Annotated in this window: 8 protein-coding genes; 1 reads left to right on the top strand and 7 read right to left on the bottom strand. The window is 67.9% G+C overall.

From position 1 onward, the window contains the following. Positions 1 to 16: 16 nt before the first annotated feature. From ACZ75I_RS10080 to ACZ75I_RS10095, 4 genes are read right to left on the bottom strand one after another with little or no spacing between them, the layout of a single operon-like run. Positions 17 to 2,716, bottom strand: a complete 2,700-nt coding sequence (locus ACZ75I_RS10080; RefSeq protein ID WP_258009375.1) for a glycoside hydrolase family 3 protein — start codon at positions 2,714 to 2,716, stop codon at positions 17 to 19. After that, complete coding sequence (locus tag ACZ75I_RS10085; protein WP_472957786.1) at positions 2,713 to 4,407, bottom strand: glycoside hydrolase family 43 protein; 1,695 nt, start codon at positions 4,405 to 4,407, stop codon at positions 2,713 to 2,715. Before ACZ75I_RS10085 ends, ACZ75I_RS10080 begins: the two co-directional genes overlap by 4 nt. A gap of 53 nt (positions 4,408 to 4,460) precedes the next feature. Continuing rightward, positions 4,461 to 6,413 carry a sialate O-acetylesterase gene (locus ACZ75I_RS10090; protein ID WP_472959055.1) on the bottom strand — a complete coding sequence of 651 codons (1,953 nt, stop codon included), beginning with the start codon at positions 6,411 to 6,413 and terminating at the stop codon, positions 4,461 to 4,463. A 32-nt stretch (positions 6,414 to 6,445) separates the two neighbouring features. After that, positions 6,446 to 8,620 (bottom strand): alpha-glucuronidase family glycosyl hydrolase, encoded by a 2,175-nt coding sequence (locus ACZ75I_RS10095; protein ID WP_472957788.1) that lies wholly within the window; start codon positions 8,618 to 8,620, stop codon positions 6,446 to 6,448. 92 nt (positions 8,621 to 8,712) lie between these two features. Here ACZ75I_RS10095 and ACZ75I_RS10100 point away from each other — a divergent pair, with 92 nt between their 5' ends. Continuing rightward, on the top strand, positions 8,713 to 9,771 hold the full coding sequence (locus ACZ75I_RS10100; protein ID WP_032954175.1) for a LacI family DNA-binding transcriptional regulator: 1,059 nt from the start codon (positions 8,713 to 8,715) through the stop codon (positions 9,769 to 9,771). Between the two features lie 8 nt (positions 9,772 to 9,779). Here ACZ75I_RS10100 and ACZ75I_RS10105 read toward each other — a convergent pair whose 3' ends face one another. Genes ACZ75I_RS10105 through xylA form a run of 3 tightly spaced genes read right to left on the bottom strand, consistent with a single transcriptional unit; the run spans position 9,780 to position 15,110 of the window. Then, positions 9,780 to 12,338, bottom strand: coding sequence for a glycoside hydrolase family 3 protein (locus ACZ75I_RS10105; RefSeq protein WP_472957790.1), 2,559 nt, complete (start codon positions 12,336 to 12,338; stop codon positions 9,780 to 9,782). Then, positions 12,335 to 13,744 carry a sugar porter family MFS transporter gene (locus ACZ75I_RS10110; RefSeq protein WP_472957791.1) on the bottom strand — a complete coding sequence of 470 codons (1,410 nt, stop codon included), beginning with the start codon at positions 13,742 to 13,744 and terminating at the stop codon, positions 12,335 to 12,337. The genes ACZ75I_RS10105 and ACZ75I_RS10110 overlap by 4 nt, the downstream gene beginning before the upstream one ends. Before the next feature lie 31 nt (positions 13,745 to 13,775). Then, the gene (gene xylA / locus ACZ75I_RS10115; protein ID WP_346476083.1) at positions 13,776 to 15,110 is read right to left on the bottom strand and encodes a xylose isomerase; all 1,335 of its coding nucleotides are present in this window, start codon (positions 15,108 to 15,110) and stop codon (positions 13,776 to 13,778) included.

The raw sequence follows: 15,110 nt of genomic DNA on the forward strand, positions 1-15,110 counted from the left end.
ATGCCAACGAGGGCGATCAGTCATGCGCGGGCACCACGGTGAACCTGCCCTGCGCACGTATATCGGCACTGGATGCCCCCACCCTGACCTCGTAGGCACCGGGCTGCACCGCGTACGCCGCACGCGCCTCGTCATAGTGGCGCAGGGCCTGCGCCGCCTGCAGGGTGAACGTCACCGTGCGGCGTTCGCCCGGGGCCAGCTGGACGCGCTGGAAGCCACGCAGTTCCTGCACGGCATCGCCGCTGCCGGCGTGTTCGCGCCGCACGTACAGCTGTACCACTTCGTCACCGCTGCGTGTGCCCGCATTGGTCACATCCACCGTCACGCCCAGGCGGCCATCGGCGCCGATGGTGTCCGCATCGAGGCGGAGCGCTCCAAAATCGAAGCGCGTGTACGAGAGCCCGTGACCAAACGGGTACAGCGGCGTGCCGCGGAAGTAGCGGTAGGTGCGGCCCTCCATGGCGTAGTCGTTGAATGCCGGCATCACTTCGCCGGCCTTGTAGAAGGTGACCGGCAAGCGACCCGCCGGATTGATGTCGCCGAACAGCGCCTGGCCGACGGCGGTGCCGCCGCGCTGCCCGGGGTACCAGCTCATCAGGATCGCCGGCAGATGCGCCTGCGCCCAGTCCACGGCGATGGCCGAGCCGCCGGTGAGTACCATCACCACCGGCTTGCCGGTAGCGTGCAGGGCCTCCAGCAGGGTGCGCTGCGGCGCGGGCAACCGCAGGTCGGTACGGTCGCCACCGGCGAAACCCGGATAGTTGACGGTCATCTCCTCGCCTTCGACATCGCCGGTAAGGCCTCCGACAAACACCACCACGTCGGCATCGCGTGCGGCGTCGAGCGCTTCATCGAACGGCGCCTTGGCGCCGGGCATGCGCCAGCCCAGGCGCACGCCGGCATCGCGCTGGTCGTCGTAGTACTCCAGTGTCAGCGCATAGGCACGCCCCGCCTGCAGGTCGAGTTCGATACCCTCGGCATGCAGGCGATCCGTGTTCCCCCAGTGATCGATCACACGCTTGCCGTCCAGGTACAGGCGGTAGCCATCATCGCCGGCCACCTCGAGCCGGTAACGACCGGACACGGGGGGCAGCAGCTGGCCACTCCAGCGGATGCTGAAGCGGTCGTTGGGAATCCCCTGCCCCGGTGCCGCTTCGCCGCGTGCCAGCAGGTTGTCGGTCGGCGAGCCGCGGTCCCAGCGGAAGCCGATCTGCGCGTCGGTACGTACCAGGGCCGGAGTGCCAGACAGGTTGGGCGTGCGGAAGTACTCGCCGCGCAGGCCGCGCTCGGGCGAGTCCGCCGAGGGCCGCAGGAAGGTCGGCTCGATCAACGGCGTGGCACCGGGATCGTCGCGCCCTTCCACCAGGTCCACGCCGCGGGCATAACGCACTTCAACGCCCTTGGCCGCCTCGCGTATGCCCTGCAGGATGGTGACCGGCGCGGCCGGTGTACCGAAGTAGTTGCCGAGCAGCGCCATGGTGTCGTCGGCGGTGGGTCCAACCACGGCAATGCGCCTGGTGTCGCGCGACAGCGGCAGGACGCCGTCGTTCTTCAGCAACACCAGCGATGCCTGCGCGGCCTTCAGGGCAAGCGCATCATGGGCCGGCGCCTGGTTCACCGAGGCCGGAATGCGCGCCCAGCGCACCCGCTCCGGCGGATCGAACATGCCCAGGCGCATCCGAGCGGTGAACAGGCGGGTCACCGCATCGTCGATCTCCGCTTCGCTGATCAGCCCTTGGCGCACTGCCGCAGGCAGCGTGGCGTACTCCTGGCCGCATTCCAGCTCGGTGCCGTTCCTGACCGCCAGCGCCGCGGCGGCTTCGCGCGTGCCGACGATATGGTGGTGCTTCCAGATATCGACGATGGCCCAGCAGTCCGAGACCACGTAGCCCTTGAAACCCCAGTCGCGTCGCAGCACATCACGCAGCAGGAAACGGCTGGCACTGGCGGACTCGCCGTACACGCGGTTGTAGGCGCCCATGACCGCATCCACTTCGCCTTCCTTCACCAGCGCTTCGAACGCCGGCAGGTAGGTGTCATACAGGTCGCGCCGGCTCGGGCGTGCATCGAAGTGATGGCGGTCAGCCTCCGGGCCGCTGTGCACGGCCAGATGCTTGGCGGTGGCGTCCAGCTTGCGGTAGACGGGGTCGTCGCCCTGCAGGCCGCGTACGAAGGCCACGCCCATGCGAGCGGTGAGGTAGGGATCCTCGCCGTAGGTCTCCTGTCCGCGACCCCAGCGCGGGTCGCGGAAGATGTTGACGTTCGGCGACCAGAAGGTCAGGCCCCGGTAACGGCCATGCGCGCCTTCTCGGAGGAACTGGTGGTGCTTTGCGCGGGCCTCGTCGCTGATGGTCGTGGCCACCTGCCCCATCAACGGTACATCGAAGGTCGCGGCCAGGCCGATTGCCTGCGGAAACACCGTGGCCTGTCCCGCCCGTGCGACGCCATGCAACCCCTCATTCCACCAGTCGTAGGCGGGCACTCCCAGCCGTTCGATTGCCGGTGCAGCATTCTGCATCTGCGCGGCCTTCTCTTCCAGGGTCATCTGCGCGACGAGTGCGGCGGCCCGTTGCTCGAAGCTTGTAGAGGCATCCAGCCAGGGCCGTGGCGCGGCCGCGGACGCGGACGCCGCGGCCGCCACGCAGGTGAGGACGAACAGGGTGGCCCGGCCACGCCACGTACGGCGGCGGGCCTTGGATGAAATCGACAGTCTCATTTGCTTCTCCCGGTGCGCTCGTCGCGCGCGAAGGGACCCAGCAGTGCGCCCACGAAGCCGCCTGCCCGGTCCGTACTCAGAACGGTGCCGTCCACGTCGCCCGCGAGCAGTTGCCAGCCCTGCCCGTCGCCGGTGTCGAACGAGAACGCGTAGTCGCCCTCGTTGCCGGCAATCTTCAGGCGCAGTGCTGCAGACGCCGGCACGTCATGGCTGGCCAGCGTCCGCGTGCTGCCACCCCCGTCACGCGCTTCGAGAAAGAGCGAGAGGCGCCCCCCGCCAAGGTCACGAACGCCGAGGAAGTACCAGTACGCCTCGCTCTGGAACGCCGCCAGACCGGCGGCGACACCAGGGGCTGGCGGGGTCATCGCGGTGCTCGCCTCGAAGCGCAGATGCTGCTGGCGCCGGCCGAGAAATGCCGGATTGCGCAACGTGTCCAGATCCTCGGCAAGCGGGTGCACGGCCAGCATCCCGGGGCGCTTGTGCAGGTCAGCCCAGGCATGCTTGGGCACGCGCACGCGCAGCCACTGGCGATCGAGCGCTGGGCCATCAAAATTGTCGCGCGCCACGAAATTGCCGGTCGACGGGGCCTGCGATGCCTCGCCCTGCATCCATGACGGCGCCTTGGCCACGTAGGGAATGGCCTGGTCGGTCGGCAGGATCTGCGGCCAGCCATCCTGCCATCGCACCGGCAACAGGTAGGTCTCGCGTCCGGTGTTGTAGTGGCGCGTCTGATAGTTGCGGCTGGCCAGAAACACCGCCCACCACGAGCCATCCGGGCCTTCGACCAGGTCGGCGTGGCCGGCATTGGTGATCGGCAGCGGACGGTCGTCCGGCAGCTCGCGCTGGGTCAGGATCGGATTGCCCGCATAGGGAACGTAGGGTCCCCACACCGCGCGGCTGCGCAGCACCACCTGTGAATGCTGCGGCCCGGTACCTCCTTCAGCGTCGGACAGGTAATACCAGCCCTCCCGCTTGTAGATGTGCGGTCCCTCGATCCAGATCGGATTCTTCGCCGGCTCCACGCCTCCATCAACCAGCACCCGGCGTGGCCCGACCGGCTTGAATGCCGGCAGATCGATCTGCTGCATCCAGATGGCGCGGTGCCCGTCGTAGCGCGGCGGACCGGGCGATGCATCGTTGTTGATCAGGTACACCTTGCCGTCGTCGTCGAAAAACAGTGATGGATCGATGCCATCGATGCCAGGCAGCCAGTGCGGATCGGACCATGGCCCGGCCGGGTCGCGCGCCGTGGCAATGAAGTTGCCGCCACTGTCGGTGGCCGTGGTCACCACGTAGAAGACCCCGTCGTGGTACTCGATGGTGGGGGCGAAGATGCCGCGCGACACGCTCAGCCCGTCGAAATCCAGCTGCGTGGGGCGGTCAATCACGTTGCCGATCTGCTTCCAGTGCACCAGGTCAGCACTCTCGAACACCGGAATGCCCGGGAAGTAGGTGAAGCTGGAATTGACCAGATAGAACCGGCCGTTCGCGCGCACGATGCTGGGATCGGCATGGAAGCCGGCCAGGACCGGATTGCGGTAGTGCCCGGCCGGCAGCGGCACTTCAAACGCCTGGTCATTGCCGCGGTACTCGAACCAGTCGAAGTACACTGGCGGAGCGTCCGGCGGCGCGCTGGCCCGGGCGGCTGCGGCCGACAGCAGGAACACTGCCGCCAGCAGCTGGCGCGCCATGGATCTCAGGCCGGCCCTGTCGCGGGCCACAGGGGACTGCGTGGACAACGTCATCATCGTCGGGCCTCGGCTTCGGCAATGGGAAGTTCGAACGGGCCGGCCGGCGCCCCGCTGCGATCGCGCAGCGTGCACACCGGGCCATCGGCCCAGCAGTAGCGAACATGCGTTGCGCGCGTCGACAGCGGGCCTCGCAGCAGGATCCGGCGTGCATCCAGTTCGGCGTCGGCGTACTCGCAGTGGCGCGCATGGCCCCTGGCCTCGCACAGTTCAAAGCCGATCGGACGCAGCGCACCGCTTGCGGTGAGCGCGCCTTCGACATCCTCGAACGCAATGGCGACGCCCATGGGCGTCCGCACGGCGGTGACCGCCCGCGGACCTGACGGTGCCAGACCCTGCTCGCCGTACACCACGTGGCGGGCCACGCGCGCCAGGCGGCGCCCGAGCTCCTGCTTGTTCGGTGGGTGGATGTCGTAGGCATCGCCGATGTCGATGGCGATGGCGAGCCCGCTCTGCTCATCCTCGGCGGCGACGCGCCGCTGCGCCTCGCGCACCTGCGCCCAACCGCTGTCGGCGGGCGAAACCGGTGGCTGGCCATAGCTGGCCAGCTGCGCGAACAGCAGTGGCGTGCGCTCACCGAACTGACGCCGCCAATCGTCGCGCAGCGCACGCAACCGCGCCGCGTACGCCGCGCCATCACCGGTGTTCGATTCACCCTGGTACCACAGCATGCCGCGCAGCCCGAAAGCGCCGAGCGGTGCGATCATTCCGTTGTACAGCGTCGACAACCCGGTGGCGGCCTGCCAGGGGGCAAATGGCGGCGCCTGTTGGCCCGGCGCCACCCGGTACTTCCACGGACCCTGCAGTGCCACCCGCTCACCGTTGTCGAACTGCAGGCCGTATGCCGTGGCGGGGCCAGCCAGGCCGCCTTCACCGTAGGTGTCCAGCACGTTGACCGCAATGCTGTTGGACCCTGCCTTCAGCAGGCCGCCGGGCAACGGGTAGCGCCTCTGGCCGGAGCCGTACTGGCTGCCCACAGAGACGCCGTTCACCCAGCTCACGTCCGCCTCGTCCGCCGATGCCAGCTCCAGGGTCGCGCCGCGTGCAGCCTGTTCAGCGCTCAGCACCACCTGCGTGCGATACCAGACCATGCCGTTGTAATCGGCAAGCGCGGGCACGTTCCACCGCTCCCACGCCCCCAGCGCGGCCGGTGCGCGTGACCAGCCGCCGTCATCGGTGTCCGCGCGCCAAGGTGCGTCGCCGGGCAGCGCGCCGTCACGCATGCCCCACCAGTGCTGCCAGTAGCGGCCCCAGGCTGCGCGTGCCTCCAGCGGATCACGCGCAGACCGCGCGAGGATATCGAGGGGCTCGTCCAGGCCGCCCTGCTCTCGCAGTGCACCCACGCTGGTCCAGGCCTCGATCCGCGAGCCGCCCCACGCCGCCTCGATCAGCCCCATCGGCACGTCGACGGTGCGCTGCAGTTCGCGCGCGAAGTAGAAGCAGGTGGCGGAGAAATCGCGCACCGTATCAGGCGTTGCCGATGTCCAGGCAGTGCTGCCGTTGAAGCTCTCCTGTGCCTGCACGGCGGCGTGCTGCGGCACGGTGAACAGCCGGATCCGTGGCATCGTGGCTGCGGCGATCTCGCTGGCTGCGTTGAGCGAGCGCCACACCGGCAGTTCCATGTTCGACTGGCCCGAGCACAGCCACACGTCGCCGACCAGCACGTCGCGCGCCATCTCCCAACGTGTCCCGGCGTTTACCTCCAGCGTATGCGGACCGCCCGCGGCCACCGGGGGCAGCGTCGCCTGCCAGCCGCCTGCGGCGTCCGCCCGGGTGCTTACCGCCTTCCCGGCAAACGTCACGGAAACCGCCTGCCGAGGGCCTGCGTGCCCCCAGACCACAATGGGCCGGTCACGCTGCAGGACGGCGTGATCCCTGAACAGGGGATGCAGCAGGCCCGCCACTTCCCGCGCCGAGGCCGGCATCGCCACCACTACCGCAGCCATCATCAACAGCGCACACCCGACCGCTCCGAACCTGCTCATCGGCCATCCCCCGGTGCGAACGGAAACTGCAAGGCCTGGTAGTACGACAACGGATGCGGCGGCGGCCGCTCGCCGGCGGGCAGTGGCCGGCCACTGAGCGACTGGAAGTACGCCACGCTGGCGTCACGCCACCATTGCGCTTCGTCGTGCTGGATCTGCAGGAACGCCGCGACGTACCCATGCCGCTGCGGATCGATCCGGTCGCGCAGGCCGGCCCAGGTCGCCTGCATCGACTGCACCTGGCGCACGCCGCGCGAATAGCGCCCGACCAGTTCGTCCCAGAGCGTCCGGCCCGAGCGCATGCGGCGGTCCCACGGCACATGATGGAACCACAGCAGCAGTGACTCGGGCACGCGCTCGGGGTCGCCATAGATCTCGGCGACCTGCGGGGCGTACTGGCCTACGGCGTTGCTTCCGCCGGCGCTGCGATCAAAACCGATGCCCTGGCTATCTGCGCGGTGGTAGTAGACCGACGTCCAGTCCGCACGCGGGCCGCCGTCCACCCAGGGGCCGGGGCCGTAGTGATGGCCGCGTGCCATGAGGTGATGCAGGCCCAGCGGCGTCATGTAATCCACTGCCGCCTCGCGCGAGTCCAACATCATCCGCACGATCGGGCCGGTCACCTGCGGGTCGGGCGAGAACGTCAGCGCTGCCCAGTCTTCGGCAATCGCGCGCGCGGATTGCTGCGGGTTCCAGGCCAGTCGGCCGAAGGCGTACCAGTTGGCCTGGTCGAAGTGCGAGCCACTCCAGGTACGGTCCATGCCGATGTTGGCGACGCCGGCGATACCGGTGAGTGCGTGGCCCTCCAGCGAACCATCGACCACGCGGGCAACCGTGGAGCCTTCGCCACGGGCATGGGTGTCGGCCTGCAGCACTTCTTCGTAGAGCGTTCCCAGGTACACCAGGTGCGTCGCAAAACCCAGGTACTCCTTGGTGATCTGCAGCTCCATCATCAGCGGCGTGCGCGGCATCGCGCCGAACAGCGGATGGAACGGCTCGCGCGGCTGGAAGTCGATGGGGCCGTTCTTCACCTGCACGATCACGTTGGGCCGGAAGGCGCCGTCCAGCCCGACAAACTCGCTGTACGCCTGCTTGGCGCGATCTTCGGGGACCTCGTGCGAATACACGAAGGCCCGCCACATCACCACGCCGTTGTAGGGCGCCAGCGCGTCGGCCAGCAGGTTGGCGCCGTCGGCATGGGAACGACCGTAATCCTGCGGGCCGGGTTGGCCCTCCGAGTTCGCCTTGACCAGGAAGCCGCCGAAATCCGGTATGTGCGCATGGATCTCATCGACCTTGTCGCGCCACCAGCGCCGCACGCCGGGATCCAACGGGTCAGCCGTCGCCAGGCCGCCGAGCTCGATGGGCGCACTGAAGCGTGCGCTCAGGTAGACCCGGATGCCATAGGGGCGGAACAGGTCGGCCAGCGCGGCGGCCTTGGCCAGATAGGCCGGCGACAGGCTCAGCGCACTGGCGTTGACGTTGTTGAGGACGGTGCCGTTGATGCCGAGCGAAGCGTTGGCACGGGCGTAGTCGGTGTAGCGCGGGTCACGCCATTGCGGCAACGTCTGCCAGTCCCACAGCGAGCTGCCCGCATAGCCACGCTCGACGTAGCGGTCCAGGTTGTCCCAATGGTCGAGCACACGCAGTGCGACCCGCGGCGACTCCCGCACGTTCAGCCCCTGCAGCGGCATGCCACGCTGCAACAGGCGCAGCAGGTGGAACGTGCCATACAGCACGCCGACATCCCGGCGTGCCGCCACCAGCAGCACATCGCGCCCCTCGGTCCGGACCTGCCGGATCAGGAAGCCCTCGTCGCCCAACGTCGCGATCTCGTTGCCGAACGCGGCAACCAGCGCCGAAGACTGCGGCGTACCCAGCACCAGGGCATGGTCAGTAGTGATTGCCGTTCGCATTGGCGGCGCCGCTCTGAGCAATCCAGGGAGGCTGCGCGCAAGCTCGTCGCGGGTGGCGCGCTGCATCGGCGTGCGATCCGGGGCCACCACTTCGGCCAGTTGCCGCCGGTAATCGGCAGCAACCGTTGCGGCAACCGGCTGGTAGCGCATCCACAGCCCGTAGCCATCCTCCGCCCGTGCCCCGCCAGCACAGGCCAGCAGTGCGAGCACGGCGCACAGGCGCGTGCCGACAGTACGCAACAACGGCGTTAACATGCGCTTTTGTAGACTACGTCCGGGCCCGGGGCGGCGCATCATCGTCCTTCGCACCCGCGCGGCAGCGCCACCAAGAACAAAGGGATCGTGCATTGGACAAGCCGAAGAAATCGGTTCGCCGCAGAACCGCAGGCGTGACGATCGACGAGGTTGCGGCCCTTGCCGGCGTTTCGCCGATGACCGTGTCGCGGGTGATCAACCAGGGCAAGGTGCGTGATGTCACCCGCGAGCGCGTGCTGCGCGCTGTGCGCGAGCTGGGCTATACGCCCAATCTTGCCGCCAGTTCGCTGGCCGCTGCACAGCACACGCGCATTGCGCTGATCTACACCAACCCCAGCGGCGCCTACCTGCGCGAACTGCTGGTGGGCCTGCTGCGCGTCGCCTCCAGTTCCGCCATCCAGCTGGTCATCGACTACTGGGACAACCTGGATGCCGAATCCGAACGCAAGGCGGCGCGTGCGCTCGCCGGACGCGTCGACGGGGTGATCCTGCCGCCGCCCCTGTGCGAATCGCAGGCCGCCGTAAGCGAACTGGTCAAGGCTGGCATTCCAGTGGTGGCCATCGCATCGGGTCGCCTGAGCGAGGCCCTGTCCTGCGTCCGCATCGACGATTTCAGTGCCGGCAAGGAAATGACCGATCACCTGCTCCGGCAGGGACACACCCGCATCGGTTTCATCCGTGGGCGCGATGACCTGAGCGCAAGTGCGCTCCGCTACGACGGCTTCGTCACCGCCCTGCGCGAGGCCGGGCTGGCGGTGGAGCCTGGCCTGGTCCAGCATGGTGACTACACCTACCGATCCGGCCTGGCTGCCGCCGAAAAGCTGTTGTCCCAACGCCGCCCACCGACCGCGATTTTCGCCAGCAACGACGACATGGGCGCCGCCGCCATCTCCGTCGCGCACCGGCGCGGGCTGGAAGTGCCGCGCGACCTGTCGGTCGTGGGTTTCGATGACACCTCGGCCGCCACCACCGTGTGGCCGGAACTGACCACGATCCACCAGCCCATCGCCTCGATGGCCAACGCGGCCGTCGACATCCTGCTGCGCACCATCCGCCGTCCGGCGGCGGACGCAACGGTGCTGCGCGATCATGTGATGCCGCATCGGCTGATCGCACGCGATTCGGTCGCCGCCCCGCCCCGGCGGCGGTAGCGCAGGCATCATGCTCCGCATCCGAGGGTGACCTCGGCTTCGTTCAGTGCGCCCAGCGCGACGCGTGACACGGAGATCGTCATCGCATCGCCCGTCGCCACCGACCACGGTCGGTCGATCGCGTCCAGCTTTGCACCCGCCTTGGCCAGGCACTTCAGCGGCACGCCGACACGCTTCCACTGGCCCTGTGGAAGCGCCGCCAGCGCCGGCCCGATGGCGATGCGCGCCGAGCAGCCCACGCCGCAACCGACCGACAGCCACGCCTCACCCTTCGGGGCTGCGTCCACCCGCAGCGTGGTCAGCAGCATCAGGTCGCCGTTGGATTCGCGCCGCAGGTCCAGCGCCGTGTGCGACTGCAGTGCCGCGACGGCCTCGCCATTGCCCGACCAGGCCAGGCGTCGTCCATCCTCCTGCGCCAGATGATCCACGCCGGTGATCTTCAGCCGATCATCAGGCAATGCGTCCGGCACGCGGGTCACGCTCAGGCCCTGGCCAGCAGCATCCTCGAGCCGCAGCGCCATGCCAGGACCTGCGTCGCCGCGCGCAAAGAACACGCCGGTCGCGCCTTCGTTGGCGGTCACGCCCGATGCCTCCGGCAGCGCGGCCAGGTCGCCGTTATCGGCGTAGGTCAGGCCGTAGCCGAGCGCAAACAACGGATCGTAGTCCTTCTGGCCGACGTTGTTGGCGTACTGGGTGGCAGTGCGCGGCCAGCTGAAACTGAGCTTGCCCTTGAAATCGTGCTGCACGCGTCCATCGCTTCCGCGAAGCAGCACATCGGCAATCCCGGCGCCTTCCGAACCCGGCAGCCACGCAGCTACGAAGGCATCGGCGGCATTGATTTCCCGGTTCACCCAGAGCGGCCGCCCGCTCAGGAAGACCGCGACAACCGGTATGCCATCGGCCTTGAGCCGCTTGAGCAGCGCCAGGTCCGTTTCGTTGCCGGGCTTGTAGGCCAGCGTCGGCCGGTCTCCCTGGAACTCGGCATAGGGGTCCTCGCCAAACACCACCACCGCGACCTCGGGCTTCACTGCATAGCGACCATCGACGGCAAGCACGGCTTCACCACCGGCCGCCCTGGCCTGGCGCGCGATGCCCTCGTAGATCGTGTCCGCATTGGGGAAGTCCTTGCGGGTGGTGCCGGTGCCCTGCCAGTTGAGCGTCCAGCCGCCGGCCTGCTTGCCGACATCGTCGGCACCGTCGCCGGCCACGAGGATCCGCTGCTTCGGCGACAGCGGCAGGAGGCCGTTCTGGTTCTTCAGCAGGACCAGCGATTCACGCACGGCCTGCCGGGCCACCGCGCGATGCGCCGGCGCGCCGATCAGTGCGAACTGCCCGCCGACGGCCCGCGTGGATGGCCTGCCGGCCTCGAACAGCCCAAGGCGGAACTTGACCCGCAGGATCCGGCGCACCGCATCGTCCAGGCGTTGCGGCGTGATCCGCCCATCTTTCACCGCAGCCAGCGTCGTCTCGTAGAAACCCTTCCAGCTGTCCGAGGCCATCGCCATGTCCAGGCCCGCGTTGATCGTGGCCGGGCAGTCTGTGGTGGTGCAGCCCTTGACCTGTCCATGACCATTCCAGTCACCCACCACGAAGCCACCGAAGTTCATGCGGCCCTTGAGCACATCGGTGAGGTAATGCCGGTGCCCATGCATCTTCTCGCCGTTGACACTGTTGAATGACGCCATCGCGGTCTGCGCGCCGGCGGCGATTGCCGGCGGATATCCGGCGGCGTGGATGCGCACCAGATCTGACTCGCTGATGCGGGTGTCGCCCTGGTCCTTGCCGTCAGTGGTGCCCCCATCGCCCAGGAAGTGCTTCACCGAGGCGATCACATGGCGGCCATCGAGGAACTCCGGGGTTCCCACCCTGCCCTGCAGCCCCTCCACCATGGCGGCGGCATAGCTGGCCACCACGTCCGGCGATTCGGAGTAGCCTTCGTAGGTGCGTCCCCAGCGATCGTCCTGGGGTACGGCAACGGTCGGCGCGAACGTCCATTCCATGCCGGTGACGCGGGTCTCCAGCGCGGTGATGCCACCGATCTGCCGCAGCAGCTCCGGATTGCGCGTGGCGCCCAGCCCGATATTGTGCGGGAACAACGTGGCGCCAATGATGTTGCTCTGCCCGTGCACGGCATCGATGCCGAACAGCAGCGGAATGGCCTTGCCGCCTTTCGAGGTGTCCATCGAGGCGTCGTAGAAGGCGTCGGCCAGCGCCAGCCATTCGGCCGGCGACGCGTCATAGCGGCCACCGGGATCGGAGTTGCCTCCGGCCAGGATCGAGCCGAGCCGGTAGCGGCGCACATCATCTGGAGTGACGCTGGCGATGTCGCCCTGCACCAGCTGGCCAACCTTGTCTTCCACCGTCATGCCGGCCATCAGGTCGGTGATGCGCTTCTCCAGCGCCGGGTCCGCAGCCAGCGGCCAGGTGACCTCCGGCCAGGGATCTTTGTCGGTGGCTGCTGCGGCGGCAGCCCGGTCCTGGCCGCGGCAGCCGAGCAATCCCAGCATCAGTGCGGCGACCAGCGCGCCGCTGCGGATTACGAAGGTCTGCGATGTCATGGCGCTCATCCTTCCATCTGCTCCAGTTCCTTGCCCTTGGTCTCGTGCACATTCCGGACGACGAAGATCACCGAGATCACGGCAGCCACCAGGTAGATGCCGTAGGTGGCCGCCAGCCCTGCCGCGGCCAGCAGCATCGGGAACATCACCGTGACCACGAAGTTGGAGGTCCACTGCGCCGCGCCGGCGACTGCCAGTGCCGAACCGCGGATCTGGTTCGGGAACATCTCGCCGAGCATCACCCACATCACCGGTCCCCAGGACAGATTGAAGAACACGACATAGGCATTGGCCGCCACCAGTGCAAGCGTGCCCATGCGGCCGGGCAGCTGCAGATGCCCGTCGGCCAGCGAACCGCTGGCAAACGCCACCACCACCAGTGCAAGCGACAGCGACATCCCGGCCGAGCCGAACCACAGCAGGGGTTTGCGGCCGATCCGGTCGATCAGCAGCACGGTGACCACGCAGGCACCGATGCTCAGTGCGCCGGACAGCACGTTGATCAGCAGCGCGTCGTTCTCGGAAAAGCCGACTGCCTGCCACAGCACCGCGCCGTAATAGAACACCACGTTGATGCCGACCAGCTGCTGGAAGCAGGCCAGCCCAACGCCGACCCACACAATCGGGCGGATCCGCCCGGTCGCCCGGCTCTTCAGATCGGACAGGCGCGGGCGATGATGGTCGTTGGACAGCGAGGCATCGATCTCCTCGAGCGTGGCCCTGGCCTTGTCGCTGCCCAGCAGCCGGGTCAGCACCCGCAGGGCGTCGTCCTTGCGCCGTTTCACCACCAGGTAGCGCGGGCTCTCCGGAATGGTCAGCAACAGCAGCAGGAACACCAGTGATGGCGCGGCCTGCATCCAGAACATCCAGCGCCAGGCGGCCTGCCCGCCCCACAGCGGTTCGGTCGACGCGCCCGCTGCGGCCGCCAGCAGGTAGTTGGACAGGAAAGCGGCAGTGAGGCCGGTGATGATCGCGATCTGCTGCACGGTAGCCAGGCGGCCGCGGTAACGGGCCGGAGCGACCTCGGCAATGTAGGCCGGCGAGATCACGCTGGCTGCGCCGACCGCGAATCCACCCACCACCCGCGCCGCAATGAACCAACCCGAGGAGACCGCCGCCCCGGCACCGAGTGCCGACAGCAGGAACATCACTGCCGACAGGATCAACACGTTGCGACGGCCCAGGCGGTCGGCCAGCCGGCCTGCACTGAACGCGCCCACCGCACAGCCCAACAGCATCGACGCGATCTCGAAGCCCTGCATCCACTCGCCGGACCGGAACGCCTGGTGCAGGCCATCCTGGGTGCCATTGATCACGCCGCTGTCGAAGCCGAACAGAAAACCGCCAATCGTCGCCACCACGCTGATCAGTACGATCAGCCGCGTGTTCTCACCGCTGCCTGCTGCCTGGTTCATCCCCGTCCCCTTGAGTGCACCGTTGCCGCGCTCAGCGCAGCAGGTACTGGTTGAGCAGGTTTTCGTAACGCTCCTGCTTGCCGCTGGCCTGGCGCGGTTCGCCGAGGCGGGCGGCCAGTGCCGCCAGGTCCGGCAGGCTGAGCGTGCCACGCTCGAAATCCTGGCCGCCGCCGGAATCGAAGCTGGCGTAGCGTTGCGCACGCCATTGTTCCCACGGCGACTCGGTCAGCAGTGCATGGGCAACCTCCAGCCCGCGTGCGAACGCATCCATGCCGCCGATATGGGCAATGAACAGATCCTCCAGGTCGGTCGACTCACGGCGCACCTTCGCATCGAAGTTCAACCCGCCCTCCAGGCCGCCCTGGCGCAGCACGACCAGCATTGCGCCCACGGTGTCGTACAGATCGCTGGGGAACTGGTCGGTGTCCCAGCCGTTCTGTGCGTTGCCGCGGTTGGCATCGATGCTGCCGAGCAGGCCATGATCGGACGCGACCTGCAGGTCGTGCTCGAAGGTATGGCCGGACAACGTGGCGTGGTTGGCCTCGATGTTGAGCTTGAAGTCCTTGTCCAGCCCGTGTTCCTTCAGGAAGCCCACCACCGTGGCACTGTCGAAGTCGTACTGATGCTTCATCGGCTCCATCGGCTTGGGCTCGATCAGGAAGTTGCCCTTCAGCCCGATGCTGCGGCCATAGTCGCGTGCCATGGTCAGGAAGCGCGCGAAATGCTCGATCTCCCGCTTCATCTGGGTATTGGCCAGCGACGCATAGCCTTCGCGCCCGCCCCAGAACACGTAGTGCTCGCCACCGAGTTCGACCGTGGCCTCCAGGGCGGCCTTGACCTGCACGGCTGCACGCGCGACCACCGCGAAGTCGGGATTGGTCGATGCGCCGTTCATGTAGCGCGGGTGCGAGAACAGGTTGGCCGTGCCCCACAGCAGCTTGACGCCAGTGGCCTCCTGGCGTGCCTTGGCCAGGCCCACCATATGCGAGAGGTTCTTCTGGTACTGGCCGATGTCGTCGGCATCCGGCGCCAGGTCGATATCGTGGAAGCACCAGTACGGCACGCCCAGCTTGGTGAAGAACTCGAACGCTGCGTCCACCTTTGCTTCTGCCGTGGCCAGTGGCGACGATGCCTCCCACGGGAACTGCCGGGTGCCGGGGCCGAACGGATCGTGCCCGGCATTGCAGAAGGTGTGCCAGTAGCACACGGCGAAGCGCAGATGCTCCTGCATGGTCTTGCCACCGATGACCCGGCTGGCATCGTAGACCTTGAAGGCAAGCGGATTGTCCGAGCCCTTGCCCTCGAACGGGATGCGGCCGACGCCGGGGAAGTATTCCTTGGCGCCGATGAAGGGCTGCGTGCTCAT

The organism is Stenotrophomonas sp. X (genome assembly GCF_055721025.1).